Consider the following 25,636-nt stretch of genomic DNA (forward strand, 5'->3'; position numbering starts at 1 on the left):
GAACTCTAATTTTCTTGAATCGCTATATTCTATGAGATTCAAGGTTCGTATGTTGTTGTGATGTCTTTTTTGCTGCGATTTGATTCATATAAAAGGGAGGAAAATGATAATGCCGGGAGTTACGAAACACATTTTCAATCATGAAATCAGTGATATTTTATTGATGTTTAATTGTGAATTGAAAATGATAGAGCCCCTTTTGCCTAAAGAATATTCAATTGATGATATTATAGAATTATTAAAAAAATTTTATCCGCATGAGTGGCATTCTGTTGAAATTAAGTATGTGTATTATCAAAACAAGGATCGTTATATTAAAAAAGAATTCGGAAAAAATAGATACAATATGAAAGCACCAGAAGTGCTTTTAATGGATGCCTCCCAATGCAAGAAAATTTTGTCAAAGGAATATCAGCACTTACATTGTGATAACTATACAGAAGAAGGTCGGGCTTTGGCCAGAGAAAATCTTTGGCTAAAAAGAAAACCCAAAATTGAAAAAGTAACCCAAAAGATTGAAAAAGCATTGTCTAAGACTCAGCAAGTGACCCCTTCGTTTATAGATCAATTAATCGGTTTATATGAAAGAAAAAATACAAGTCAAAAAGATAGAAGATATATACTCTTGGAACTGAAAAAGTACTATAGTGATAGGATAATCCAATTCTTTTTCAAATTGAATGATACCGAGTTAAATCAACAGCTTCGTTGGGAAGCGTTTTATCATTTGCAGAGTTTTAATTATCAACCAAGAGCAAGACGACAAAAATATATGCAGATACACACTAAAAATAAAAAGAGAAAAAAGTTTCTTAAGGAAGTGTACTCGTTTGAAACATATGAAATCCCCCAGAATCCTAATGAACTTGAGTATAGAATAGAAAATTCAAGGGAACAGCAAATTAAAGAATACGACTATTTTATATCCCATAGCAGCAAGGATAGCACCCATGTCCAGAAATTAATACAGGCTGAGAACCAAGACGGAAAGAATATATTTTGTGATTGGATTAATGATGTTGATTATTTGAAACGACATTTGCTCTGCGAAGCTACGTTAAGAGTGCTTGAAAAACGGATGGAGCAATCTAAGGCAATGATTTTTGTCGTATCGGAAAACTCACTCCATTCTAGTTGGTGTAAATATGAATTGAATTATTTTACAGAATTGGGAAAGCCGATTTATTGTGTTTCTAAAGAAGCTATAGATAAAAAGAATTTCCATCTCGACAAAATGGACGACACATGGTTTTTAGATTCTGATTATAAGGCATTGGCTCTAATTGAAGGCAAAAGTATAAATGTGTAAAGGAGTTTTGAATTATGAATAATAAATACAAACATATGGATTATATACAATCTGCAATATCAAGGATGGCATCGAATTCTTTTTACTTAAAAGGTTGGAATGTTACTGTCATTGCAGCTATTGTGGCATTATCGTTTGAAGAGAGTGATTGGAAGATATATGCCTGTGCGTTGGTTCTAAACGTTGTGTTTTGGTTTCTGGATGCGTATTATTTGAAGCAAGAAAAACTTTTCAGGGAATTATACGATAAGGTTTCAAAGATAAGTGATGACAATTTGGTTGACTTTTCTATGGATACAAGCGAATTCAACGAAAAAGTATCGGCAATTCCATGCCTTATGATGAAAAGCATCTCGATTACTCCGCTGTATCTTTCGATTTCAGCTGTCTTACTTGTCTTAATTCATATTGTTTGAGGTCTGGTATTAGAAATCAGGGGAGCTCTTAGAAAATTTCTGGAATCTGGGCCAGAGGTTAGAAGAATTCAATCAAGCCATTGAGTACTCAAAAAGTGGCATCCTGCCGAAAAGTATATGAAGATGAAATATCTCGTTGACATGGATGGCCTGCCCTTGGAACTGCACGAATAAAAAACAACGCCTTCATAGTTGAGAGGATTCGTAAATCTTCTCGGCTATGAGGGTGTTTCATTCCGCAGGAATGTGAAAGTTACAGGCTCAGCGTTTCTACCCATGCAGATAAGTCGGCCTTGCTGGAATACGAGCTGAATACCTTACCATGCAGCAGTTTTGCCCCAGGGCAACTTGGCGCAAGGTTTTCATTGATCTTACCCATGCCGCTTCCGCCGGAGGTGGCAAAGGGGATGATGGTCTTACCTTTTAAGTTGTAGCTCTTTAAAAATGTATTGATGATGGTTGGAGCAACATACCACCAGATAGGGAAGCCGACAAAGATGATGCCATACTCGTCCATGTTATCACGTTTGGCAGCGATAGCAGGGCGAGAGGCTGGGTCGCTCATTTCGATGGTACTGCGAGCCTTCTTTTCCATCCAATTCAGATTGGCCTTGGTGTATGGAACTTCCTGCTGAATCTCAAAAATGTCTGCACCGATGGCATCCGCCAGATTTTCGGCAACTTTTGCGGTGACACCGCTGGCAGAAAAGTAGGCGACAAGTCTTTTGCTCATAGCAATGCACTCCCTCTGGATAATTTTGTATAAGGTAAGTATAGCACGGCATTTGATTATGGAAATTGCAATGGTAGCGATGTTTATTATTTACATAATTAAGCATGGTCGAGATAAAGAAATTAAAGATATGATGGTTGAGTGATGTGAAATTTCGGGGATGACATGTTTGGCGAGTTGTGATATACTGAAACTATAGATGACAGTAACTTCTTAATGTGGAAAATAAGGTAGCATTTTCATATAGGTACGAAAGTGCTTGCGTGGTTCGGATAAGTATATACGTCTTCGTGGTGAGCGGTAGACAACAATCTGCGATCAGTTGAGAAGTGAAAAAATGATGAATCCATATTTGAATTTGAGCAAGTGAAATGGAAAGAAGGCGTTTACAATATGTTTGCGACTTTTAAGATGGATTTGCCAGAGTCGGCCGGGGAGATTCGGGAGCAGTATTATAAAAAAGGCTTAAAGGTATACAGTGCTCATAAGCAAAAAGTTAAAGAGTCCTTGGATAGGTATCTTTCAGTTGATGGAGAACTGAAGGCATCAGAGATTGAAAAAGATTGGTTCCCATCTTTTAAAGCAGACGTGTTTTTATCTCATTCACACAAAGACGAAAAGGATGTAATCGCGTTTGCAGGGCTATTGAATGATATTGGTTTGACTGCTTTTATTGATTCCTGTGTTTGGGGATACGCAGATGATCTACTAAAACAGATTGACAATAAATACTGCGTATCAAAGACAAAACCGGATGGTTCTGTTGATACATATGATTACCAAAGAAGAAATCAGTCTACAGCCCATGTTCACATGATGTTAAATGGTGCCTTACTGAAAATGATGGATAGCACAGAATGCTTAATCGTTCTCGATACACCAAATGCGTTGAAGGCAAAAGATATTTCGAATGGTACAACTAATTCTGGATGGATTTATAGTGAGTTGTTGATGTCAAAATTTCTTAGAAAAACATATCCAATCAGAAAGAGTATGAATTTCGCATTAAGTGAATCGGTAAGACACGATGGGCTTTCAGTGGAGTATGATGCAGATATCAAGCATTTAATGATAATATCTATGAAAGATATTATCAATGCAACAGAGGATGGAAAATATTCAGGCTTGGGAGTCTTGGATCAGCTCTATTTTACAAAAGGGCTTTGTGAGGGAAAATAATGATTCCAGAAAAGAAAATTAAGCATATTGAAATGATAGAGGCTATCATTGAGCGGATGGCAAAGAACTCGTTTCAATTAAAAGGCTGGTCAATGACCTTAATTGCGATTGTTGGTGCTATTTCAACACAAGGATCTGACAAAAGATTTATTCTGCTGGCATTTATTCCAATTATAGGTTTTTGGATTTTGGATTCGTTCTATTTGCAGCAAGAACGAAAATATAAACAATTATATAAGAATGTTATAGCAAAAGATGAAGCTCAGATTGATTTTTGTTTAGACACAAGTACGGCAACTGGAACAACGGAAGAAATGAAGCGGCTCTGCTTCTGCAGTTGTTTGTTCTCAATAACAGAGTTATGCTTTTATCCGATAATTGCTGTGGCACTCATTATTTTGGTTGTTGTATTAAAGGTGTTTTAATACCAAGTATTATTATAAAAGAAATCATCTACCATGCCTGAAACCAAAGAAAGCAAGAGTTGTCTCAAGCCTACGATTGACTTTGCATTGCAAATTAAAGAAAAGCGGTCCGCAAAAAGTACTCTCGGCTGATCCATCATCAGCTAATATTGATTTTTTAAAAGCCGATCCGAAAAGTCACTTACCGTAGGAGTGAGTGCCAATGAAATCCTCAAAAAGCTGAAATAATAGCAACGTCCACGATGAACAGGTATGTTATCTGTTTATCGTGGATAATCTTTTATGAAGATTAGACCATCTGCGATGCGTTTCATTGACGTCTAGGCTGTAGCTATGCGCAATCGGTTTGATGTTGTGGGTTTTAGTACTCTGAGCAATCTCATTAACGATTTAGTAAATATGGGAATTTACAAATTTATATTACTTGCTTTGTTTACTGTAATTAAAATAGAATTTGTGCATTTCATACAGGAGGCTGTTCATATCTTTGCTGGTAAATGGTTCAGAAAACTAAAATGCGAGATATAGGGAGTCTGTTTTTTCGCAGATTGTGAATGAGAATAAATAGAGTGGTGTAGGAAAAGTGCGAATTCAGGTGATTCGTTTGGCAATTTGTGATATACTGAGATTGCAAGTAGCAATATGTCTATCTGAAAAATCTGGTCGGGGTGAATTTTGATGAAAAAGAAGTACCAAATATTTATTTCATCCACGTATAAGGACTTAGTGAAAGCTCGTGCAAAGGTTCGTGATGCCATTCTGTCTATGATGCACTTTCCTGTGGGAATGGAAATGTTTAATGCTGCCGATGAAGAGCAATGGGAGATAATTAAGGAAACTATTGATAGTTCGGACTATTATGTATTGATTTTAGGGCAGAGATACGGATCTGAGATTGAAGAAGGCTCAGATGCAGGAATCAGTTATACAGAAAAAGAATTCAGGTATGCGACTGAAAAGAAGATTCCGATTCTAGTCTTTATTATGGCTGATAGTGTTCCGTTGCAACGAGACTTCATAGAATCGGATAGTCAACGGGAAAAGTTGGAAAAATTCAAAGTAATCGCAAGTCACGGTCATACGGTGCAGTGGTGGGAGAATGAAGATGAGTTGGCGAGAAAAGTAATAGCATCGTTGCATCAACAGATGGATAGGAAAGAACGAACCGGATGGATTCGAGGCGACAGTTTTGATATTGAGGCAAGCTACGCAGAATTATTAAAATTGAACAAGAAAATCCGTGAGTTAGAAGAAGAAAACGAAAAACTCAAGTCACAGATTGTCGTAAGAAAGCCACATTTGAAAGTTTCTTTTGTAATAGCAGAAGTAGACTCAGCAGAAGAGAGCAAGAAGGAGGAGTGTTATTTGCACGGAGGCCTGGTGCAAGAAATAAGTGAGAATCATATAAAGATGCGGGAAATTACTGGCAATGCGGAAAATTATAGAAATAAATACGAGCCACTGGAAATAGGTTATGTGGATGCCCATTTGAGGCCGTATGTTAGGAAAGAAGATATACAAAAGTATAACGAGTCACTACCTGATGCCAAAGCGATAGATGAATATATTAAACAAATGAGGGTGCATGAGAAACTAAAAAAGGGCGGGGTTGCACTTTATTTGAAAATAGAAAATGATGGTACGGCCAAGGCAACGGACGTTAGAGTTAGTGCAACATTTCCGGAGTGTGTTCATTTGATGAATATTGATGATGTGAAAAAATTAGTTGAACCACCAGCACCGAAACTTCCCCCAAACCCGATTGATGCGGCAGAAAAAGAATATGAAAGAAAGATGAATCCCATGGTGGATTTGGCCAATTATTTTGCATGTGTGCAGCCAAGCTATTCATTTGATGCGATAAATTCCTCGTTTCTTAGCAATAGGCTAGACACAAAAGATTACTGTTTCTATATTGATGAAAACAGTATATTCGCAGAAAATAGACAACTCCCTCACAAAGATGCAGAAACTTTTGACGATTTTTATATGGTTCCGGTAAAGAAAGGTGATGCTAAAATTAAAATATCTATGATGTGTTCGGAATATGTTGAACCAGAAGAGCAATATATCGATATTCAAATTGTGTGAGAGTGTTGTATCAATGTGCCAAGGGCCATTTTAAAAGGGAAAATACTCTTAAGTCTGCACAAAAAGTCGGACACCCTTAGAAGTAAAAAAACGGAACAGAATCTTCACTAAAACTTTTAACTAGTAGTGTGGGTCGAATCCTCGCAAAACTCAAATAATAGTAAAGCCCACGATGAGTAGATATGACATCTGCTTATCGTGGGACTTTTATTTTATAACATGTTTTTGGCTACAACGGTAAGGCTCGATTTTGAACTTTGCCGTTTTTCTTTTTATCCAAAATTGTGAAATTTTCAAAACTGTATTCCAAAACGGCCCTGCGGATTCCTATTAGTGTAGGGGCTTTCAAACCTTTTGTGAAACGGATTTCCTCTAGTTTTATGAGTGGAAAATAAACAAAATCTATGTTCTAAAATTAGGTAGTTCAACAAAATTTAGAAAACTGGTTGCCAAACACCCCTTTTAGAATGTTATAGGTAGAGGGGAACGTTGGAAAAATGAATTTTCTTTGAACTTTCAAAAGACCCGGTTTAAAAACACCCCTTAAAGTTTGTATAGGGTATAGGAAGTGTTTTCAAAAGTAAGCCAATTCGCTACGGTATCACTGATGAAATTCCCCGATTCCTTACAAAGTTACATCGCACCTTGAAAATCGCATGAGCCACCCCAGCAGGATACCTCTGGTACTGAATGTGCATTCTGCACGTCTTACCGGAAAATACGCCGGAGAAAATCGGGCAGGAACGGGCCGGGACAGAGTGGACGGTAGTTAAGAGCAAGATTCGCCTTTGTATACGAAACCGCTCCTACGGGCGGTTTCTCTACGGCGGCATCTTGATGGGGATTGCGCTCCCCATACCCTCACATCGTGCAAAATCACATGATTTTGCCCATTGGTGGCCTGCCGCAGCAGGCCACAGCCGGAGTGCAGACGCACTGCCGGGAAAATCAAATGCTTGATTTTGGAAAGGAGACCCCATGCCACGAACGAAGAAAAAAGTGAAATCTATCGTAAAGACAAAAGTAATCTCCGCACGAGTTACAGAAACAGCACATGAACTTTTACACCGGCAGGCAGAAGATGCCGGAATGACCCTCTCTGAATTTACAGCGCAGATGCTGATGAAAGGCCGCGTGAATACCTCGTATGTGTTCTATGTCCACCCGGACGAGATCGAAGCTATCACACGGGAGTTTGCCACCATCGGGAACAACTTGAACCAGATCGCGGCGTTCTTCAACAGTGGCGGTATCCAGTCGCGTGCAATGCTCGAAAACATCAACCATGCGATTTCCTGTATTTTTGAAATGCGGGAGCAGGTCGCAGAAATGGCAGGAAAGAACTATGGCAATCTTAAAGCATATCGCAAGTAAGAGTTCAAACTATGGTGCTGCACTGGAATATCTGATTTTCAAACATGACGAGTATCGTAAAACTCCGATATTGGACAAAAACGGCAATCGTATCATGCGGGATGAGTTTTATCTGGACGGCCTGAACTGTGAACCCTATTCTTTCGATGCAGCCTGCCAGCAGCTGAACCGCGAATATCAGAAGAACAAAAATAAGAGTGAAATCAAAAGCCACCATTACATTATCAGCTTCGATCCGCGCGACAGTACAGAAAATTGTTTGACGGGAAAACGGGCGCAGGAGCTTGGACTGGAATATGCAAAAGCAAATTTTCCGGGGCATCAGGCATTGGTCTGTACGCACATGGACGGGCACAATGGCAGCGGAAACATTCATGTCCATATCGTAATCAACAGTTTGCGAAAACTGGATGTGCCCCAGCAGCCCTTTATGGAGCACCCTATCGACTGCAAGGCAGGGTACAAGCACCATGTGACGAACGAGTACCTGAAACACCTGCAGAAATCCCTCATGGATTTGTGCCGCCGCGAATTTCTGCATCAGGTCGATATACTGTCACCATCCAGAACGGGTGTGACCGAAGCAGAGTATTGGGCACAGCGTCGGCTGGATGAGAAAAAACAGGAAATCGAAAAGGAAGGATTTACGCCCAACCTGACAAAGTTTCAAACACAGAAACAGCTTATCCGGGATGCCGTTGCCGCTGCTCGTGAGAAAGCAATCTCGTATGAAGATTTTCAAAACATCCTGCAGGATGAATATGACATTTTCGTCAAAGCTCAACGTGGGCGTTACAGCTATCTGCCGCCGGAACGGAACAAGTTTATATCGGAACGTTCTTTAGGGGACAGTTGCAAAAGAGAATGTCTGGAAGGATTCTTTGTTCAGAACGCCGAGAAGAATCTGCGGTACAAGGAAGAACCCATACTGATCTTTACGACCAGAACCAGGCTGCGGCTCGTTGTGGACCTGCAGGAGAATGTCAAGGCACAGGAAAATCTGGCCTATGCACTAAAGGTCAAAATCAGCAATTTGCAGAAAATGGCTGAAACGCTGGTATGGGTGCAGGAAAACAACATCACCGACCTGACGGAACTGAACGATCTGTGTAAGACAGCACAGGCTAATGCGCAGGCAGCGTATGAGCGGCTGTCACAGGCAGAGGATGAACTGTACAAAACCAATGAACAGATTCATTATGCGGGACAGTACCTTTCTACAAAAGAGGTCCAGCAGCAATTTGCGAAGGCGATTTTTAAGAAAAAATTCCGTGCAGAGCATTCCAAGGAATTAGATGCCTATGCAGAATCCGTGAAATATTTCCGGGAAGAAAACGATGGAAAGCTTCCATCGTTGAAATCTTTGAAAAAACGGAAAGAAGAACTGACCAAAGAAATCGCGGAGAGGAAAAAGGCATATGCTCCCTTGAAAGAAGAATCCCGACGTCTGGAAATTGCATCGGATAATGTATACAGCATCTTCCGAAAAACCAATGAGATGAAATCCGACCTTGCATGGAAACACGAGTGGGAGGCCAAAGTCCGCGAAAAGGCAAGGCAGGAGCAGGCTCGACAGGAACAGCGCGAGCGTCAACCGAAACGCAAGAAGCGCAGCTATGATATGAGCCTGTAAGCAGCAGGGTCTTCCACCCCGCACCCCGGAACCCTGCCGGATGCGTAAGCCCGTGCAGGGCTTTCCCATTCGGCAGGAACTTTTGAAAACGACTAGGAGGAAGTTTGAGTAAAGAGTACATCAAAGCACAGACCCCACTGCCCGCGTATTTCCCTTATCCGAAATTTCTGCTGCAGATGAGCCTGTCCCATACAGCGCGGCTGACCTATGTTCTGCTGCTGGACCGCGTGACCCTTTCCCAGAAGAACGGCTGGGTGGACGCGCAGGGCCGGGCATATGTGCTTTATCCGCTGGCAGGGCTGGCGGCAGATTTGCAAAGCAGTATTTCCAGTGTCACCCGCGCTCTACGGGAACTGGAAGCCGCACGGCTGATCGAACGGCGGTCCAATGGCTTTTCCAAGCCCAATCAGATATTTCTCGGCGTTCCTCAGACTGTGCAGAAATGCGCAATCGAGATGGCCCAAAATGAGCAGCCTGATTGCTCAAAAGTGAGCAATACGGTTGCGCAAAACTGCACACCTAACCAAATAAATAAGAACAACAGGCACAAATGGTCATTATGCTGCAGCATGGGAAGCACCAGGCCGGGAACTACACAAAACACCAGTATCCCTTGAAAGGCAAGGTCTACTGCGGCTACTGCCAGAAGCTGATGAAATATCGTGTACTCAAGAAGCTTGGTCCCTCGTTTAACTGCAGATTTTCGGCCACAGCGGTGGACAGCCCTTGCAAGCGAATCCCGATCTCCGAGGAACTGCTGGAACATATCGTCCGAAATGCGCTGACAGCGCAGATAAAGCAGGCAGAGTACGTACTGGAAATCCTGCACGAACGGGAACGCAAGGCGTTGATTTGCTTTTCCGCACTGGAACGGCAGGAAGAAAAGCTGAGTGCAGAAAAGGCAGAGATTGTAAAACAGCGCGTTGCACTGTATGAGCAATACGCCGACGGGAATATGAGTAAGGAAGAGTTCATCCGGCAGAGAGATGCCTACAGAGTGCAGGAAGATGAAAAGATGGAGCAGATTCAAAGGCTGCGTACCGAGAAAAATCAAGCTTTCCAGCCTGTGAAGAGGGACACCGATCATTTGCAGACTGTCATGAGTACTGTAGAAGAAGCAGGCGATGTGATGTACTTATCACAGAATGTGGTAGAAACTTTTATTGACCGCATCGAGGTTTTCAACGATGAACATGTGAAAATTCATTTTACATTTGAAAATGTGTTGGCAGACTATGCCGAATGAGTCGTAGCCAGAATCAATGCAGTAAGCAGAGTTTTTCTTGTAAGAACATGAGATTCATGGTATCATAGAAGCAATAAAAAGTCTGTGTGTGGCTACGCGAAAGGAGCAGCAGAGATGAAAAAATTGAACATCCCAGTTGGTATTTCGGACTTTGAGAAGATTCGGAACGGTGGGTTTTATTATATTGACAAATCTGGCCTGATTGCGGAAATTTTGGACGAAAAAGCAGAAGTGACACTTATCACTCGACCACGGCGTTTCGGTAAGACGCTTGGCATGAGTATGTTAGAAAGCTTCTTTGACATCCGTAAAGACAGCAAAGAACTGTTTGATGGGCTGGAAATTGCAGAGCATCAGGTATTATGTGATGAGTGGATGAACCAGTATCCGACAGTCTTTGTTTCATTCCGACAGGTAGACGGTCTGGATTTTACTGGGGCATACGATATGCTCACAATGGTGATAGCGGATTTGTACAACAAACATCTTTATTTGCTTGATAGTAAAAGTGTTACAGAATTCCAAAAAACAGCGTTTGAGCATCTTGCACATGGCAATGGTTCTATAAAAGAAGTTAAGAACAGCCTTATGCTTTTGACAACGATGATGCAGAGCTATTATGCAAAGCCTGTAATTCTTCTTATAGACGAGTATGATGTCCCTGTAGCAAAAGCGAATAATAACGGTTATTATAATGAAATGCTCGATGTTATGAAAGGCTTGATGCAGGCTCTAAAAGACAATCAAGCACTTCAGTTTGCAGTTGTTACGGGCTGCTTAAAGATTGCGAAAGAAAGCATTTTTACGGGAACAAATAATTTTGTATCGGATACTATCACAAATTCTCGTCTGAACGAGTATTTCGGATTTGTACAGAGTGAGGTTGACCTGTTGCTAAAGGATGCTGACTTGACAACGCAGGCTGAGAGCATCAAGAAATGGTATGATGGATACCATTTCGGAGCCTTTGATGTTTACTGCCCGTGGGATGTAATGAATTATTTGCTGGAACTGCAGCGCAATCCGAAAGCTAAGCCTATCAGCTACTGGAAGAACACCAGCGACAATGCAATCATCCGTTCCTTTATTGACTATGCAGGCAGTACCATCACAAATAAACTTGAAACGCTGATGGCTGGTGGCTGCATCGTTCAGCGTGTGGATGAAAACCTGACCTATGATTATCTACATTCCTCAGAAGACAATCTTTGGAGTACGCTGTACCTGACAGGGTACTTAACCAAGGCGCGTGAAGAAGATTATAAGGGTGAGTTGCCGGATGGCATGGTTGCCCTTATGATTCCGAACGCAGAAATCAAAGAGATTTTTGAAACAACAGTCATCAAATGGTTCGATGACAGTACGAAGAAGTGGAATCGAAATGCTTTGTTCGATGCAGTCTGGAACGGTGATAGCGAGGGCATTACCAAGGAAATGAATGCTCTGCTCCGGCGCACCATTAGCTACCATGACTACCGGGAAGACTTCTATCATGCTTTCCTTGCGGGCATCTTCACAGGTGCCGGATATATGGTGGATTCCAATAAGGAGCATGGAGAAGGCCGAAGTGATGTGGTCGTTTACGATTCCATCAATGCCCGCGTTGCAATCTTTGAAGCAAAGTACACGAAGGTTTTGGAAAATCTGGAAAGTGAATGCGATATAGCCTTGCAGCAAATTGATGATCGGATGTATGCAAAGGAGTATGAGGATGATTACGATCAGATTCTTTGCTACGGTATTTCGTTCTTTAAAAAGCGCTGCATGGTAAAGAAAAAGTGATTCACAACAAATCTTAACTTGAATTCTGTATTATAACTTAAAATGAGTTAAAATACAGAAAAAGAATTATAAGAGAGGCTCGCATAAACCACAGACAGCACCCAAGATGATTCGAGGGTGCGTCTGCGACTTATGCGGGCCTTTTTATTTTGTGATTTTAATACGGATGGATGTTAAATTCCAAGGCTGACGAGAGTGGCCTTTAACTCCTTCGCCGTGCGGATAATGATTTCCTGCTCAGTTTCGTTGCAGTCCAATAACAGACGATGCAATTCGGTGTTGGAAGTTGAAACGGAATAGTGAAGACTGTCTATCAACAAATCATCAATGGAAATGCAGAGGGCGTCGGCAATATCGACCAGAGTGGCAACGCTGGGGTGTTCTGTGCCTTTTTCAATTTTGGCCAGAAATTCACGACTGCGATTGATTTTAGAGGCTAAGGCTTCCTGGGTGATATTACCACACTGCATTCTGAAATAACCAATACGTTTTCCCAAAGCAACATAATTGACGGACATAAGTAAATCTTCCTTTCGAATGCCCGCATAAGAGTACTTTTATTATCTGGCCTATGGAAAAACGAATCAAGAAGAACGAAAAGAGCAGCCAACATAGAAGTCAGAATTTTCGTTTTTCACCTCTAGCGGAGATGGCTTCTGAGGCCAAAATGTGACCCAGTAGGTCACATTTTAAGGAACAAGTGACCTGCTGGGTCACATTTTAAGGAACAAGTGACCTGCTGGGTCACAGAAAAATTATCTGACAGGTGTATAATAAAACCATAAAATTGAACAGCACGATAATGTGAGCGAGAACGAAGTGAAAAAGTTACTGACGCTGTACAGCGGGGTTCAGTTAACGGATGTACTTTCATTTGTATAGAGAAAATGATGAAAATGTGGCTCAGAATTTGGCGGGGCCACCCCTAGCGGTCGTGTGTTCTGAGGCAATTTTGTGAAGTGTTACATCACAATTTGCTGCACATGTGAAGTGCCACTTCACAGAAAAAATCATCTGATAAGAGTATAATAAAAGCATGAAATCAAGCTGCGAAAATAAAGTGGGGAAAACGAAATGGAACGGCTGCTGACACTGTATAGCGAAGTTCAGTCAACGGATGTACGGTGGCTGTGGTATCCCTTTATTGCAATCGGGAAAATCACACTTCTGCAGGGTGATCCCGGCGATGGAAAATCTACCATGATGATGAATCTGATTGCGGAACTTTCAACAGGAGGTAAGACCCCGGACGGATGCAAAATTGGTACGCCGCAAAAAGTGATTTATCAGTGCTCAGAGGATGGTGTTTCAGACACGATTAAGCCCCGCTTGGAACGCTGCGGAGCAGACTGCAGGAAGATTGCTTTCATCAACGAAGAAGTTTATAACGGCCTTACATTGGACGATGAGCGCATCCGTCAGGCAATCATTGAATTTCGGCCTCGATTGGTCGTGATCGATCCGATTCAGGCTTATCTTGGCAGCGATTCGGATTTGCAAATTGCAGGCAGAGCGCGGAAACTCATGCGCCGCCTTGGAATGTGGGCTGCTGGTTACGACTGCGCTATCGTTCTGATTGGACACCTCAACAAAAAAGAAGGCTCCAAAGGGCTGTACCGCAGCCTTGGCAGTATTGATGTTGTGGCAGCAGCACGAAGCGTCCTGCAGGTGGAGCGAGATACCGAGAATCCTGATATAAGAATCGTACATCAAATCAAAAACAGTCTTGCGCCTACGGCAGAAGACATCCGCTTTTCCATTTCTGCCGACAAGGGCTTTCGATGGCTGGAATGCAGGCCACAGCTTTTTGAAAAACAACAGCCGGACGCCGAACCTAAATTTGATACAGAGCAACAGAAAGCTGCCTACTGGATCAAGCATTTCCTTGAAAAAGGCGATATGAGCGCAAATGAAATTTATTGCCGTCTGGACAATGAGGGTGTCAGCAAACGAGTGGCGCGGATGGTAAAAACGGAAATGGGAATCCACTGCTACCAGAAGAAGCGGAGATGGTATTGGAGTGTTCAGCTGGAAGAAGGTGCTATAAATGGACCGCAAGTATAAGGTTGGTGGATATGTGAAACTTGCAAAACTGTGGGAACGCTCTAAGGATTCAGCAGTAGCCTATCACAGTTCCTACTATGCTGAAAAGTTTAGGGATGATGCGGATAAAAGGCTGGTTGGTGTCTATATTGACATCACAGGGAATAAGGAAATTTATAAACGCCCGGAAATGGTGCATCTGCTCAAAGATTGCAAAAAGGGTGCCGTCAATCTGATTTTTTCACAGACAAGGGCCTACCTTGCAGCGAATACCTGTGATTTCTGTTTTCTGCTGAAATATCTGTTTGATTTGCCGATGCGGGTGGACGTTGTTACGGATGATGACGACCAGAGAATTGACACGATTCTCAATGTTGATAACCAACGGCAGAGCCTGAAAGAATTGGCCGAAAAATATACATCGATCCGAAGGAAAGATTATCTTGAGTGGAGAATCCGACTGGAACATGAAATGACAAAGGTTGAAGAAAAATGAACGTGGATGGACAGTATAATCCAAAAGACGTAGAGTGTATTTCGGTAGAAAACCTTGAAGTGCTGCCGAGTGGAGCGGATTGGCAGAGCCGGCATCTGGAATCTGAAAGGCGAAAAGCAGAGATTCGTGACAGAATCCATAAGCAGGCAGAACAGGGCCAGAAAACGGCAAAAGACTACTTTCGTCCGGCAAAACCGACACCGTCGATTTACGACAGCGACCTGAAACGTGTGGCGGTTTATGCCCGTGTCAGTACATCCAGCGAGGAGCAGATTTCCTCTATTGAGAACCAAACCCTCTATTATACTCAAAAAATAGCGGAAACAGAGAATTGGAGTCTGGAAGATATTTACAGTGACGAAGGAAAATCGGGTACTTCACTGCGGAAACGGGATGCGTTTAAGCGAATGATGCGAGATGCCAAAGACCAGAAGATGGATTTGATTATCTGCGCCAGCATTTCGCGGTTTGCGCGAAATTTTTCGGATTGTATGACGCAGATCGCAGCACTGAAAACCATGCACCCGGCACATCCCATTGGCGTGTACTTTGAAACTGAAAACATCTACACGCTGAATCCAAGTAGCCAATACAGCCTTGACATTCAGGCGCTTCTGGCGGACTGGGAATCGGGCAATAAGAGCCGCCGCATGATCCTTTCGTATGACCAGCGCATTATGACAGGCCAGTACCCGGTGGCCGACCTGATGGGGTATCGGCATACCAAAGATGGACAGTTGGTAATTGAGCCGGAAGAAGCAAAGACGGTGCGTTTTATCTTTCTGGCGTTTATCTATGGTTATAACTGCGATCAAATTGCGGCAGTGCTGACGCAGAAGAAGCGTAGCACCCTGCGTGGCAAGCAGGAGTGGAATGGCATGATGGTGGCAAACATCATGAAAAATGAACGCCGCTGGGGTGATCTGGAAGCCCGGAAGAGCATCGTGGTGGACTACAAGCTGGGCAAGGTCACAAAGAATAATGGGAATCGCTGCTCTGCCTATGTTCCGGAACACCATGAAGCAATCGTTTCGCCGGAAATTGCACGGGCTGCACATCTGGTGGCATCCAGCAGGAAGAAGTGCGGTGTGCAGGATATTGTGGTGATCCAGCAGGGAACATTGAAAGGCTTTGTTGGCATCCATCCGAATTGGAGCGGCATCAGTGTTGAAAGCATCCGCAGCCTTTGCCTGAGCACCTATCTGCCGGAAGAGGTGATGAAACTGAACGATATAGCAGAGATGAGGGCTGGGGCAACACTGGGAAAGGCACTTCAATCTGAATATATGACGGTTTCAGGTGCTTGCTTTATCAACCAGAGCAGCCCGGTTATGACGATTTCTAAAAATGGAATCCGTTTCAGCAAGGCCTGCCATAGCCGGTTGGACGACTGCGAGTATGTGGAACTGCTCTATCATCCGATTCTGCAGGTCGTGATTTTGCGAAAGAGCAATCATGGCTTTTCAACGACGATGCGCTGGAGAGATGACAATGACGTTCATAGTGCTTTTTCAGCCAGATCATTTTCTGGACTGGTCTTCCAAACATTGAACTGGAGAAGGAATTGCCGCTATCAGTGCCGTGGTATCTGCCAGGAACGGGAAAACGCAAAATTCCTGCTCTTTGAATTAGATGAGTCCCGGATTTTGACTGGGAAAAATCAGTATGAACAAGAAAATTGTTCGATGAATCTGAAATGCCGGCTATATCGGAGTAAATGGGTTCAGAGCATTACAGTTAGTGATGTGATGGAATCTGGCCAAGTCGTAGAAAATCCCATGATTGGTGCAATTCCAAGCAAAAATGAAGTTCAACGTGAACTGGATGATCTTTTGATGTCGATGTAGGGGGAACTTATAGAATGGAAGAAAAAAACAGGGCGCAGGAACTGAGCGTTCGGGAAATCTCCTTGATTCGTGAACTCGCACAGATACGGAAAGAACATAAAAGAGAACTGGAGTACGAAAAGTTCGATGGCTATGAACTTCCGCCGCGCACCCAGTTTTCCATGCTGAATAAACCTGCAGTGAGCATAAAATATGGTGTTATGAAATTTAATATGGCGTGCATTCGGCTTTTTGAAGGAATCAAGTATGTCCTTCCGATTTTGCACCCCAATAAGAAGCGGCTTGCGTTGATTATGTGCCCGGAAGAGGACAGTGCATCTGTTGAATGGGCAAGACAGAAGGACGAAAACTGGGTGAATAAGGATATTACCTCTTTGGAATTTGTGGAAAATATCTTCAAAATCATGAGTTGGAACCGTGAATGCCGCTATAAGATACTCGGACGGGTGGCGAACTCAGATCAGGGCCTTTGTATGTTATTCGACTTGGAAGAAGCAATCATGTTCACCCCAAAACCACAGGAATACACAGACCCTGTTACGGGTGAGACAAAGAAGAAACAGATAAAATTCTTCCCGGATGTCTATAAGGATCGGATCGGGAAATCTTATACTGATTACATTGCAGGCCATCAGATGAATCTGTTTGAAGATTTTATTGGGTATCAGGGCTCTGCAGTATTGGATGAGACTGAACGGGAAGCAGGCACTACTTCAGTACCGATACCGCAAGGTGAAGACTCAGAAAATACACCATTACCAGATTTGCCGGAACAGCCTGAAAATGTACAACGACCGGGCAGTGAGGTTGTTGAGAAAGGAATGCTGACATGAGTTCTGGACGAATTATGAATCTGCTGGTGACAATTCCGGCAGAAAGCCGAAGAATGAATGTGGGAAAGGATGTTATTCGTGTTCTTGGGAGTCCGACCTATATTTGTGTTTTGCAGAGAAAAGATCGGAAATCTATTGTGATTACTCCGTGCACCGCTGAACATCCCATGTCCTTTAAGGTTCCTGATAGGCTGCTGACCGATGGCCAGTGCCGGATGATGATTAACGGAATACAGTTCATCCATGCACTTCTGGAAACAAATGGTCTAGCTGTAGGAAAAGACCATCAATTTAAAGGACGGTATGATGCTGAGAAAAACGCAGTTATCATATCGCTTGAAAAAGATGAACGGGAATGTTAGAAAAGACGGAAAAATCTGGAATACAGGTGTGGCACTATTGAAATATTTTGCTGGCCTGAATTCAAATCAGAATGGGCAATATGGACAAATCTATGCTGAAAAGTTTACATCTGCCTGCTTGATATGCAAGGTGTTTTATGGTAAGATGAAAGCACAATAGGGATAGTATATGCTCCTGTTGACCCTGCTGTAAGGAAGTGAATGCCGATGGAAAATCAGCTTGCTCATGCGATAACGCAGACGGAATACGATTTGAGTTATGATAAGGCTGCCAAGAAGCTGCTGGCCAACAAACAGATTCTGGCGCAGATTATGAAGAACTGCGTGAATGAGTACAGTGCCTGCTCCGTAGACGAAATTGCAGAGAAGTATATCGAAGGAACTCCAGAAGTGGGTACAGTTGGCGTTCATGTTGATGATACAAACAGACCCAAGAAAACTTCTGACGTAATTGCTGGTAGCAATAATGAGGATTCTACGCTGACTGAGGGAACCATCAATTATGATGTTCGGTTCGATGCAATCGCACCAGCATCAGAAGGTTCTGCTGAACAGAAAGATGTGATACGTCTTATTATCAATGTAGAAGCGCAGACCGCTTTTAATCCGGGGTACCCTTTGACGAAGCGTGCAATCTATTATTGCAGCAGAATGATCTCTGCACAGCACGGCCCGATATTCACGAACTCAGAGTATGGGAAAATCCGAAAAGTGTACTCTATCTGGGTTTGTACACATCCAACTAAAGAGTTTCGGAATACTCTGATTCGTTATTCCATTCGGCCAGAGCAGTTGATTGGAAATGCTGTTGAAAAATCAGAAAACTATGATTTGATGAGCGTTGTAACGATTTGTCTGGGAGAGTCGGGTACAGAAAACTATACAGGTATTGTGAAATTTATGGATGTGCTGCTCTCTTCATCCAGAGCAGCTACTGAGAAAAAGAAAATTCTTGAAGAAGAATTTGGCGTTGCAATGAACGAAGATCTGGAAAGAGAGGTGCTTGTTATGTGCAACCTTAGTCAGGGCGTAAAGGCCGAAGGCAGAGAAGAAGGCATTAGCATTGGTGAGATGCGGATGCTGGTGCAGCTTGTTCGAGACGGCGATTTAAAAATGGAACGTGCCGCTGAAAAGGCAAAAATGACAGTGGAGCAGTTTAAGAAAATGATGGAAAACACTCCGCTGGGGCGAAGCCTCTGACAAGACTCCTGTGTATGTCACAGATGTGATCGTGACCTATCAGGTGCTTCCTGAGAAGAGTGCATAAGTTTCGTGAAAAGCTCACCAGACACCTCAATAGGAGGATTCGGTGGAAGCAGAGTCGGTCGAAAAGATTCATAAGCCATTTCGTCTGACAGATTACTCACGAGTGTACCAGCTCGATTTGTCATGATTGTTTCCTTTCCTCCGAAAAACGGAAATTGAAATTTCTGAGGCTATTTTAGCATAGAAATTTCAGAAAATCAGCTTATCGTGAAAATACGAAGCAAAAGAAATTTCAGAAAAACGACTTTTTGTGAAATTGCTCAAGCAAAATCACCATAGAAATTTCAAGTTAAGAATTTTATAGTTTAATTTTGCCCTACTTATGTCAAAGAAAGTAGGGCTTTTCTTATGCCCAAAAGGAGGGGGTTACGCAAATGGCATCCAGAATGCGACTCTTGCCAAGATCGATGAAGCTGGAGAAAAGCTCCAGAACATCGGATCTTCTGTGGAGAATGTCGGCAAGAAGTTCCTGCCGGTGACTGCCGCTGCTTCTTCCAATGCGAACACCAATGTTTCAATGATGGACGAGACGTTCAAGTACTGTGCGCCTATCGCCAGTGCGCTGGGGTTCTCGGCAGAGAATCCGTAAGATCGTATCTGCCGTGCAGCAGTTCGTGGATAAACTGAACAGCATGGATTGAATTTCAAAAAGGCAAAGTTGCCCATGATATTACATTGGTGAGTGTGATATAATATGGTCAACTGAGAAAAACTACGATAACTAAAGACTTTTTTTACGGCTTGAGTTGTTCTTTAAAAGTTTTATTTGTTGAAAAACTGCAAGAAGGCCGTGTGACAATTGAAGAAGCAGCGGAAGATGCTGGAATGACAGTAGAGAAATTCAAGAAAGTGATGGAAAACACCTCTCTGCAGGCGGTCTAAGAAAAAACATATAGGGTAAACTGTTAAGCCCTACAAGGCTCAGATCGGTTCGATACCGACTGAAAGCCTTGTAGGGCTTATTTTTTTGCTTTTTTTTTCAAATTTATTTGTGAAAAATGTTGTCCAAGACTTGACATCGGCCGGCATCGACTGGCAGCGCGAGAAATGGCAATCAGGACTTGGTTCTAAGTTTATCTCTGATTTTCCGCAAACATCCGGCCAAGCTGCGGCAGGATATCATGCGGCAGCATCCCGTACTCCCCGCAAAGCGCAGCAGCACGGTCAGCTGCGGCACCATGCAGGTACACCGCACAGGAAGCAGCTTCAAACGCAGGCAGACGGCAGGCCAGCAGGGCCGCCGTCATACCGGCCAGTACATCCCCGCTGCCGCCCCGGGCAAGGCCCGGGTTGCCGGTGGGATTCACGCATGCACGGCCATCCGGCGCAGCCACAACGGTGCGGGAACCCTTGAGTACCACCACGACGTTCCATTTTTTCGCATACTGCCGGGCAATTTTCTCACGGTCGGCGCTGATCTCTGCCACGGATAGGCCGGTGAGCCGGGCCATTTCACCGGGATGCGGCGTAAGGATCAACTCGCCCGTCGGATGGGGCAGCGCCTTCCCCTCAGCCAAAAGCTGCGCGGCGGCATTCAGGCCGTCAGCGTCCAGCACTGCACTGCCCGCAAAGCCCGGCAGAAGTCTTTGTACCAGTATGCGTGTCTCTGCTGCGCGGGCTGCACTCTGGGCCGTACCGCCAAGGCCCGGGCCCAGCAGCAGCACTGTGGCCTTCTGTCGCTGAATAAACGGGATGCTTTCCGGTGAGATGCCGCCTTCGGCCCCTGCGGCGCACGGGCACAGACAGCACTCCGGCAGGCGGGCTGCGGCAGCAGCGAGCACCGGCTCCACACTGGCAAGGGTCACGATGCCAGCACCGGTGCGCAGAGCTCCCTCGGCGGCAAGCAGGGCCGCACCACGGTAAGACGCACCGCCCGCAACGGCCAGAACAGTGCCAAAGGTGCCCTTGTGGCTTTCACGCGGGCGCGGCGGGATGACCTGCCAGACAAAATCTTCGGTTATTTCCACAGCCATAAAGGCACCTCCAGAAAATGATTTAAAATCTGCTGTTTCTCAAAGCTCACGCCTGCCCCTGCACAAGGGCGCGGATCTGCTTTTCCACGTTCTGCACTTCCTCGTGGAACATGCGGGCAGAGACGCGCAGCGCACCGTGCCCCAGAATGATGATCTGTTCCATACCGTCGGAAGTGGCCACGCGCACGCGGCGTCCTTTGCCGATCTCGTGGGTGACATGTTCAATGAACATGTCCGCCGTTTCTGCTTCCTTCGTGTAGACCACATGGATGTTGTGGTACTGCTCGATGGAGCCCGGACTGCCCGGCACCCGGTAGGCATCGAACACAAGGATGAGGTTGCATTTCTGGTAGCCCTGATAGTTGCACAGAATGTCCATCAGCTTATGCCGGGCGGCTTCCAGACTATCCTTTGCAAGGGCGTTCAGCTCGTCCCATGCGAAGATGATGTTATAGCCGTCCACCAGCAGATATTCCGGCAGGATCTCCCACTGCTGAGCGTCAAAATCCGGACGTTCCCGCTTTTGCGTCGGGCGGAATGCGGCCAGCGGGTCCCGCTTGATGGGCCCATAAGTGCGCTCAAAGATTTTGAGCAGTTCAGCATCCTCTTCCAGAGTGGCGCGGTAGGCCATGGCCCGGTGCTGCGGCACAGTCTGCGCCTCCGGTTCCGGGCGCGCGGCTTTTCCCCAGCCGCTGTCCACATGCATGTGACTGCGCACCTGATCCCATGGTACCACAAAGCCGGCTCCATGGGCGCAGAACACCGAATCTGCGGGATTTTCAAGGTCATGTTCCGGCTTATAGCCTGCGGCTTCGATGACCTGCGCCGCGTTGTGGCAGGGCCGGCAGCCATCCGGCGTCAGGGTCAGCCGTCCACGACCGCGGGTATAGCTGACCACTTCCATGGGGTAGCTGCGCATGGAAGCTACCGGAGCAAAACCGGTAAGCACAGCAGTTTCTTCTCCGCTTTCCGGCGGGTCAAAGCTGCCTTCCATGCGCTGGATATCGGTCATGGCACGGCCAAGGCTTTCCACCGGCACTTCCAGCCGGAAGGCGTACCACGGCTCCAGCAGCTGGCTTTTGGCCATCATCAGGCCCTGCCGCACAGCACGGTAGGTCGCCTGCCGGAAATCTCCGCCCTCTGTGTGCTTCAGGTGGGCACGGCCTGCAATGAGGGTGATCTTCACGTCTGTCAGCGGCGCTCCGATCAGCACGCCAAGGTGCTGTTTCTCTTCCAGATGGGTCAGCACAAGGCGTTGCCAGTTTTTGTCCAGCACTTCTTCCCGGCAGTCGGCGGCAAACTGCATTCCGCTGCCGCGCGGCAGCGGTTCCAGCTTGACATGCACTTCTGCGTAGTGGCGCAGCGGCTCGTAATGGCCTACACCCTCCATGGGCTCTGTAATGGTCTCCTTATAAAGGATGCCGCCGGGGCCGAACTCCACGTTCAGACCAAACCGCTCTGCCAGCAGGCTGCGCAGTACTTCCAGCTGGATCTCGCCCATGAGCTGGACATGGATCTCGCCCAGCGTTTCGTTCCATACCACATGGAGCTGGGGTTCCTCTTCCTCCAGCCGATGCAGCTTGCCCAGCGCAGCATGCACGTCTGCGTCCTCCGGCAGCAGCACCTGATAGCTGAGCACCGGTTCCAGCACCGGCAGGTCGCTGTCGCGTTCTGCGCCAAGGCCTTCGCCCTGACGGGCTTTGGTCAGGCCGGTGACAGCACACACCTGCCCGGGGTGGATGGTCTCTGCCAGTGTATACTTTGTGCCGGAGTACAGCCGCAGCTGGTTGGCCTTTTCGGCCCAAGGTTCGCCGTCCGCTTCGCCCGAGAGCTGTGCTTTCACCTTCAGCTCCCCGCCGGTAACGCGCAGCCAGGTCAGGCGGGCACCCTGCTCATCCTGCGAGACCTTGAACACCTTGGCCCCAAAGACGTCCAGTGCAGGAGCCGGGCGTGTAAGGCGGTCCAGTCCGGTGAGAAGCTCCTCCACGCCGTCCAGCTTGAGCGCCGAGCCGAACCAGCACGGGAAAACATGCCGCCGGGCAATGGCCGGGATGATCTCGGCATCTGCCAGTTGTCCAGCCTCCAGCATCCGGTTCATCAGGTTCTCATCGCAAAGGGCCAATGCGTCATCCCGGTCGGCCTGCGGCATGCCAAAATCCACAAACCCTTCGCCGAGGCGATGATTCAGCTGGGCCAGCAGCTCTTCCTTGCTCTTGCCGGGCAGGTCGGTCTTGTTTACAAACACAAAGGTGGGCACATGGTAGCGCCGCAGCAGCCGCCAGAGCGTTTCGGTGTGACTCTGCACTCCATCGGTACCGCTGACCACCAGCACGGCATAATCCAAAACCTGCAGAGTGCGCTCGGTCTCGGTGGAAAAATCCACATGGCCGGGAGTGTCCAGCAGGGTGATATCCGTGCTGCCTGCCGTCAGCAGTGCCTGCTTGGAAAAAATAGTGATCCCACGGGCTTTTTCCAGCGCGTCTGTGTCCAGAAAGGCGTCCTTGTGATCCACGCGGCCCAGCTTGCGGATCGCGCCGGAACGGTAGAGCATGGCTTCCGAAAGGGTGGTCTTGCCAGAGTCCACATGGGCCAGAATGCCCAGAACAATATGCTTGTGAATAGTTTCCATCCGCTTCTCCTACAATTCAAAATTCATGTTTATTGTAGCACGGATGGGGAAAAAAGAAAAGTTTTGATTGAAAATGGCCGCCGCTGCGCTCTGGCTATATTCAGCGGAAAGTTTATTTTCATTTTGAGTTTGTTGCGGCCTGCGGGTCGCTCCAACTGTTTTTTCACGAATGGGGCCTGAACCAGAAAATTCAGTTTCTATCATCGACTTTTTTTCATGAAAAACAGCTCTGGAAAATCCACGGATTTTCCAGAGCTGTAAATATAAGAGTAATAATTCCGCTATTGATGCAACAACGATGACCGCCGCCAGTGGCGGGAACAGGGAAGAGTTGTTGGGGCAGTGGCCAGCAAGACATGAGCGCCGTTTAAGGCGCGAAATGGATGCTGGGAGCCACAACTCGTCCCAAAGCGAACGCGTCGGCCATTTTAACGGTCAATTACTCCACAATGATGCTCTTGCCGGTCATTTCAGCCGGGACGGGCAGGCCGATATAGGGCAGCATGGTGGGTGCAATGTCGGCAAGGCAGCCGCCCTCACGCAGCTTCACATCGCCGCAGCCAACAGCCACAAAGGGCACCACGTTGGTGGTGTGTGCGGTGAAGGGGGTGCCGTCCGGGTTCATCATCTTCTCGGCGTTGCCATGGTCGGCGGTGATGAAGGCGCAGCCGCCGGCCTTCAGCACAGCGGACACTACCTGATCCACAGCGGTATCCACAGCCTCAACGGCCTTGACCGCAGCATCGAATACGCCGGTGTGGCCCACCATATCGCAGTTTGCAAAGTTCAGGATGACCACATCGTACTTGCCGCTTTCGATGCGCTTGACGCACTCGGCAGCAACCTCGGGGGCGCTCATCTCGGGCTTCAGGTCATAGGTTGCCACCTTCGGGCTGGGGATCACGCAGCGGTCCTCGCCCTCGTAGGGAGCCTCAACGCCGCCGTTGAAGAAGAAGGTGACATGGGCGTACTTCTCGGTCTCGGCAATGCGCAGCTGGGTCTTGCCGTTCTCGGACAGGTACTGGCCCAGAACATTCTTCAGCTCCACAGGGGGATAGGCCACCTCGCAGTTGGGCATGGTGGCATCGTACTCGGCCATGCAGACATAGTTCACCTGCTTGCGGCCGCCGCGGCGCTCAAAGCCGGTGAAAGCGTCGTCGCAGAAGATACGGGTCATCTGGCGGGCACGGTCGGGGCGGAAGTTCATAAAGATCACAGTGTCGCCGTCCTGCACGCGGCCGCCCTCACAGGTGACGCAGGGCAGAACGAACTCATCGGTCTTATCTGCTGCATAGGAAGCCTCGATGGCCTCGGCAGCGTTGGCGGCATGATTGCCCTCGCCGTAGACAAAGGCAGCGTATGCCTTCTCTTCACGATCCCAGTTGTTATCGCGGTCCATGGCGTAGTAACGGCCGGAGACGCTGGCGATCTTGCCGATGCCCAGCTCGTCCAGCTTGGCCTGCAGGTCGGCCAGGAAGCCCTTGCCGGAGTGCGGGTCGGTATCACGGCCATCGGTGATGCAGTGCAGGTAGACGTCCTTTGCACCCAGATGCTTTGCCATTTCCAGCACGCCGAACCAGTGGTCTGCGTGGCTGTGCACACCGCCGGTGCCCACCAGACCCATCAGATGGATGGCTTTGCCGGCATCGATGGCGGCCTTCATGTTCTTGACCAGAACCGGATTCTGGAGCATCTCACCGTCCTTGATGGACTTGGTAATGAGGGTGAGCTGCTGATACACGATGCGGCCTGCGCCCATGTTGGTATGGCCGACTTCAGAGTTGCCCATCTGACCATCGGGCAGGCCGACGGCCATGCCGGAAGCGTCGATGGTGGTCATGGGATATTTTGCCATCAGAGCATCGAGATGGGGCTTCTTGGCGGCGACCACGGCGTTGCCGAAGGTCTCCTCCGGTACCCAGCCGAAGCCATCCATGATGCACAGAAGAACAGGTTTCTTTGCCATAAAAATGAATCTCCTTTGATTTGAGAACACTAT

The 25,636-nt window shown here is 46.4% G+C and carries 24 protein-coding genes; 18 read left to right on the forward strand and 6 right to left on the reverse strand.

What is annotated here, in order from left to right; translation table 11 throughout:
- Nucleotides 1-109 precede the first annotated feature (109 nt).
- Together ACKXF9_RS07775 and ACKXF9_RS07780 are read left to right on the forward strand one after the other, a co-directional pair.
- Nucleotides 110-1,309, forward strand: a complete 1,200-nt coding sequence (locus tag ACKXF9_RS07775) for a toll/interleukin-1 receptor domain-containing protein (RefSeq protein ID WP_418265778.1) — start codon at nucleotides 110-112, stop codon at nucleotides 1,307-1,309.
- Between the two features lie 14 nt (nucleotides 1,310-1,323).
- A complete protein-coding gene (locus ACKXF9_RS07780; RefSeq protein ID WP_418265779.1) occupies nucleotides 1,324-1,725 on the forward strand; it encodes a hypothetical protein in 402 nt (133 codons plus the stop codon).
- Between the two features lie 253 nt (nucleotides 1,726-1,978).
- Here the strand turns inward: ACKXF9_RS07780 and ACKXF9_RS07785 are convergent, their stop codons facing one another.
- Nucleotides 1,979-2,458, reverse strand: coding sequence for a flavodoxin (locus ACKXF9_RS07785; RefSeq protein ID WP_418265780.1), 480 nt, complete (start codon nucleotides 2,456-2,458; stop codon nucleotides 1,979-1,981).
- A gap of 366 nt (nucleotides 2,459-2,824) precedes the next feature.
- Between ACKXF9_RS07785 and ACKXF9_RS07790 the strand changes: the two genes are divergently transcribed.
- The 8 genes from ACKXF9_RS07790 (at nucleotide 2,825) to ACKXF9_RS07825 (ending at nucleotide 12,188) form a co-directional block, all read left to right on the forward strand.
- On the forward strand, nucleotides 2,825-3,637 hold the full coding sequence (locus tag ACKXF9_RS07790; protein WP_418265781.1) for a hypothetical protein: 813 nt from the start codon (nucleotides 2,825-2,827) through the stop codon (nucleotides 3,635-3,637).
- Entirely contained in the window at nucleotides 3,637-4,062 is a 426-nt protein-coding gene (locus ACKXF9_RS07795; protein ID WP_418265782.1) for a hypothetical protein, read from the forward strand. Before ACKXF9_RS07790 ends, ACKXF9_RS07795 begins: the two co-directional genes overlap by 1 nt.
- A 678-nt stretch (nucleotides 4,063-4,740) precedes the next feature.
- On the forward strand, nucleotides 4,741-6,153 hold the full coding sequence (locus tag ACKXF9_RS07800; protein ID WP_418265783.1) for a DUF4062 domain-containing protein: 1,413 nt from the start codon (nucleotides 4,741-4,743) through the stop codon (nucleotides 6,151-6,153).
- A 978-nt stretch (nucleotides 6,154-7,131) separates the two neighbouring features.
- Entirely contained in the window at nucleotides 7,132-7,527 is a 396-nt protein-coding gene (locus ACKXF9_RS07805; RefSeq protein ID WP_418265784.1) for a plasmid mobilization protein, read from the forward strand.
- Nucleotides 7,439-9,160, forward strand: a complete 1,722-nt coding sequence (locus tag ACKXF9_RS07810; RefSeq protein ID WP_418265785.1) for a relaxase/mobilization nuclease domain-containing protein — start codon at nucleotides 7,439-7,441, stop codon at nucleotides 9,158-9,160. Before ACKXF9_RS07805 ends, ACKXF9_RS07810 begins: the two co-directional genes overlap by 89 nt.
- Before the next feature lie 104 nt (nucleotides 9,161-9,264).
- A complete protein-coding gene (locus tag ACKXF9_RS07815) occupies nucleotides 9,265-9,777 on the forward strand; it encodes a replication initiator protein A (protein ID WP_418265786.1) in 513 nt (170 codons plus the stop codon).
- Between the two features lie 35 nt (nucleotides 9,778-9,812).
- Nucleotides 9,813-10,406 carry a hypothetical protein gene (locus tag ACKXF9_RS07820; RefSeq protein ID WP_418265787.1) on the forward strand — a complete coding sequence of 198 codons (594 nt, stop codon included), beginning with the start codon at nucleotides 9,813-9,815 and terminating at the stop codon, nucleotides 10,404-10,406.
- Between the two features lie 114 nt (nucleotides 10,407-10,520).
- The gene (locus tag ACKXF9_RS07825; RefSeq protein WP_249233195.1) at nucleotides 10,521-12,188 is read left to right on the forward strand and encodes an AAA family ATPase; all 1,668 of its coding nucleotides are present in this window, start codon (nucleotides 10,521-10,523) and stop codon (nucleotides 12,186-12,188) included.
- A 173-nt stretch (nucleotides 12,189-12,361) separates the two neighbouring features.
- Here ACKXF9_RS07825 and ACKXF9_RS07830 read toward each other — a convergent pair whose 3' ends face one another.
- A complete protein-coding gene (locus ACKXF9_RS07830; RefSeq protein WP_390574073.1) occupies nucleotides 12,362-12,706 on the reverse strand; it encodes a helix-turn-helix domain-containing protein in 345 nt (114 codons plus the stop codon).
- Nucleotides 12,707-13,262: 556 nt separating this feature from the next.
- On the opposite strand from ACKXF9_RS07830, the gene ACKXF9_RS07835 reads away from it, so the two are divergent.
- From ACKXF9_RS07835 to ACKXF9_RS07870, 8 genes are all read left to right on the forward strand, one after another.
- Nucleotides 13,263-14,252, forward strand: coding sequence for an AAA family ATPase (locus ACKXF9_RS07835; RefSeq protein ID WP_418265788.1), 990 nt, complete (start codon nucleotides 13,263-13,265; stop codon nucleotides 14,250-14,252).
- On the forward strand, nucleotides 14,236-14,727 hold the full coding sequence (locus tag ACKXF9_RS07840; RefSeq protein WP_418265789.1) for a hypothetical protein: 492 nt from the start codon (nucleotides 14,236-14,238) through the stop codon (nucleotides 14,725-14,727). Before ACKXF9_RS07835 ends, ACKXF9_RS07840 begins: the two co-directional genes overlap by 17 nt.
- A 2-nt stretch (nucleotides 14,728-14,729) precedes the next feature.
- On the forward strand, nucleotides 14,730-16,574 hold the full coding sequence (locus tag ACKXF9_RS07845; protein ID WP_418265790.1) for a recombinase family protein: 1,845 nt from the start codon (nucleotides 14,730-14,732) through the stop codon (nucleotides 16,572-16,574).
- Between the two features lie 14 nt (nucleotides 16,575-16,588).
- Complete coding sequence (locus ACKXF9_RS07850) at nucleotides 16,589-17,407, forward strand: hypothetical protein (RefSeq protein ID WP_418265791.1); 819 nt, start codon at nucleotides 16,589-16,591, stop codon at nucleotides 17,405-17,407.
- Nucleotides 17,408-17,421: 14 nt separating this feature from the next.
- Entirely contained in the window at nucleotides 17,422-17,769 is a 348-nt protein-coding gene (locus ACKXF9_RS07855) for a hypothetical protein (RefSeq protein WP_418265792.1), read from the forward strand.
- A gap of 207 nt (nucleotides 17,770-17,976) precedes the next feature.
- Entirely contained in the window at nucleotides 17,977-18,969 is a 993-nt protein-coding gene (locus ACKXF9_RS07860) for a hypothetical protein (protein WP_418265793.1), read from the forward strand.
- Between the two features lie 388 nt (nucleotides 18,970-19,357).
- Nucleotides 19,358-19,624 (forward strand): hypothetical protein, encoded by a 267-nt coding sequence (locus ACKXF9_RS07865; RefSeq protein WP_418265876.1) that lies wholly within the window; start codon nucleotides 19,358-19,360, stop codon nucleotides 19,622-19,624.
- A gap of 152 nt (nucleotides 19,625-19,776) precedes the next feature.
- Nucleotides 19,777-19,917, forward strand: coding sequence for a hypothetical protein (locus tag ACKXF9_RS07870; protein ID WP_158538758.1), 141 nt, complete (start codon nucleotides 19,777-19,779; stop codon nucleotides 19,915-19,917).
- Nucleotides 19,918-20,108: 191 nt separating this feature from the next.
- Here ACKXF9_RS07870 and ACKXF9_RS07875 read toward each other — a convergent pair whose 3' ends face one another.
- The 4 genes from ACKXF9_RS07875 to gpmI form a co-directional block, all read right to left on the reverse strand.
- Nucleotides 20,109-21,008 (reverse strand): NAD(P)H-hydrate dehydratase, encoded by a 900-nt coding sequence (locus tag ACKXF9_RS07875; RefSeq protein WP_418265794.1) that lies wholly within the window; start codon nucleotides 21,006-21,008, stop codon nucleotides 20,109-20,111.
- Between the two features lie 46 nt (nucleotides 21,009-21,054).
- A complete protein-coding gene (locus tag ACKXF9_RS07880; protein ID WP_418265795.1) occupies nucleotides 21,055-23,637 on the reverse strand; it encodes an NYN domain-containing protein in 2,583 nt (860 codons plus the stop codon).
- Between the two features lie 9 nt (nucleotides 23,638-23,646).
- A complete protein-coding gene (locus ACKXF9_RS07885) occupies nucleotides 23,647-23,841 on the reverse strand; it encodes a hypothetical protein (protein ID WP_418265796.1) in 195 nt (64 codons plus the stop codon).
- A 235-nt stretch (nucleotides 23,842-24,076) separates the two neighbouring features.
- Nucleotides 24,077-25,603, reverse strand: a complete 1,527-nt coding sequence (gene gpmI / locus ACKXF9_RS07890; RefSeq protein WP_418265797.1) for a 2,3-bisphosphoglycerate-independent phosphoglycerate mutase — start codon at nucleotides 25,601-25,603, stop codon at nucleotides 24,077-24,079.
- Nucleotides 25,604-25,636 lie beyond the last annotated feature (33 nt).

Source organism: Faecalibacterium sp. 9 (genome assembly GCF_048320955.1).
GTDB classification, from domain to species: Bacteria; Bacillota; Clostridia; order Oscillospirales; family Ruminococcaceae; genus Faecalibacterium; species Faecalibacterium wellingii.

What these genes read in the sequence shown, in the direction of transcription:
- ACKXF9_RS07775 (WP_418265778.1), top strand. Translation starts at nt 110, where the DNA reads ATGCCGGGAGTTACGAAACACATTTTCAATCATGAAATCAGTGATATT.
- ACKXF9_RS07780 (WP_418265779.1), top strand. Translation starts at nt 1,324, where the DNA reads ATGAATAATAAATACAAACATATGGATTATATACAATCTGCAATATCA.
- ACKXF9_RS07785 (WP_418265780.1), bottom strand. Translation starts at nt 2,458, where the DNA reads ATGAGCAAAAGACTTGTCGCCTACTTTTCTGCCAGCGGTGTCACCGCA.
- ACKXF9_RS07795 (WP_418265782.1), top strand. Translation starts at nt 3,637, where the DNA reads ATGATTCCAGAAAAGAAAATTAAGCATATTGAAATGATAGAGGCTATC.
- ACKXF9_RS07800 (WP_418265783.1), top strand. Translation starts at nt 4,741, where the DNA reads ATGAAAAAGAAGTACCAAATATTTATTTCATCCACGTATAAGGACTTA.
- ACKXF9_RS07805 (WP_418265784.1), top strand. Translation starts at nt 7,132, where the DNA reads ATGCCACGAACGAAGAAAAAAGTGAAATCTATCGTAAAGACAAAAGTA.
- ACKXF9_RS07810 (WP_418265785.1), top strand. Translation starts at nt 7,439, where the DNA reads ATGCGATTTCCTGTATTTTTGAAATGCGGGAGCAGGTCGCAGAAATGG.
- ACKXF9_RS07820 (WP_418265787.1), top strand. Translation starts at nt 9,813, where the DNA reads ATGAAATATCGTGTACTCAAGAAGCTTGGTCCCTCGTTTAACTGCAGA.
- ACKXF9_RS07825 (WP_249233195.1), top strand. Translation starts at nt 10,521, where the DNA reads ATGAAAAAATTGAACATCCCAGTTGGTATTTCGGACTTTGAGAAGATT.
- ACKXF9_RS07830 (WP_390574073.1), bottom strand. Translation starts at nt 12,706, where the DNA reads ATGTCCGTCAATTATGTTGCTTTGGGAAAACGTATTGGTTATTTCAGA.
- ACKXF9_RS07835 (WP_418265788.1), top strand. Translation starts at nt 13,263, where the DNA reads ATGGAACGGCTGCTGACACTGTATAGCGAAGTTCAGTCAACGGATGTA.
- ACKXF9_RS07840 (WP_418265789.1), top strand. Translation starts at nt 14,236, where the DNA reads ATGGACCGCAAGTATAAGGTTGGTGGATATGTGAAACTTGCAAAACTG.
- ACKXF9_RS07850 (WP_418265791.1), top strand. Translation starts at nt 16,589, where the DNA reads ATGGAAGAAAAAAACAGGGCGCAGGAACTGAGCGTTCGGGAAATCTCC.
- ACKXF9_RS07855 (WP_418265792.1), top strand. Translation starts at nt 17,422, where the DNA reads ATGAATCTGCTGGTGACAATTCCGGCAGAAAGCCGAAGAATGAATGTG.
- ACKXF9_RS07860 (WP_418265793.1), top strand. Translation starts at nt 17,977, where the DNA reads ATGGAAAATCAGCTTGCTCATGCGATAACGCAGACGGAATACGATTTG.
- ACKXF9_RS07865 (WP_418265876.1), top strand. Translation starts at nt 19,358, where the DNA reads ATGTCAAAGAAAGTAGGGCTTTTCTTATGCCCAAAAGGAGGGGGTTAC.
- ACKXF9_RS07875 (WP_418265794.1), bottom strand. Translation starts at nt 21,008, where the DNA reads ATGGCTGTGGAAATAACCGAAGATTTTGTCTGGCAGGTCATCCCGCCG.
- ACKXF9_RS07880 (WP_418265795.1), bottom strand. Translation starts at nt 23,637, where the DNA reads ATGGAAACTATTCACAAGCATATTGTTCTGGGCATTCTGGCCCATGTG.
- ACKXF9_RS07885 (WP_418265796.1), bottom strand. Translation starts at nt 23,841, where the DNA reads ATGATAGAAACTGAATTTTCTGGTTCAGGCCCCATTCGTGAAAAAACA.
- gpmI (WP_418265797.1), bottom strand. Translation starts at nt 25,603, where the DNA reads ATGGCAAAGAAACCTGTTCTTCTGTGCATCATGGATGGCTTCGGCTGG.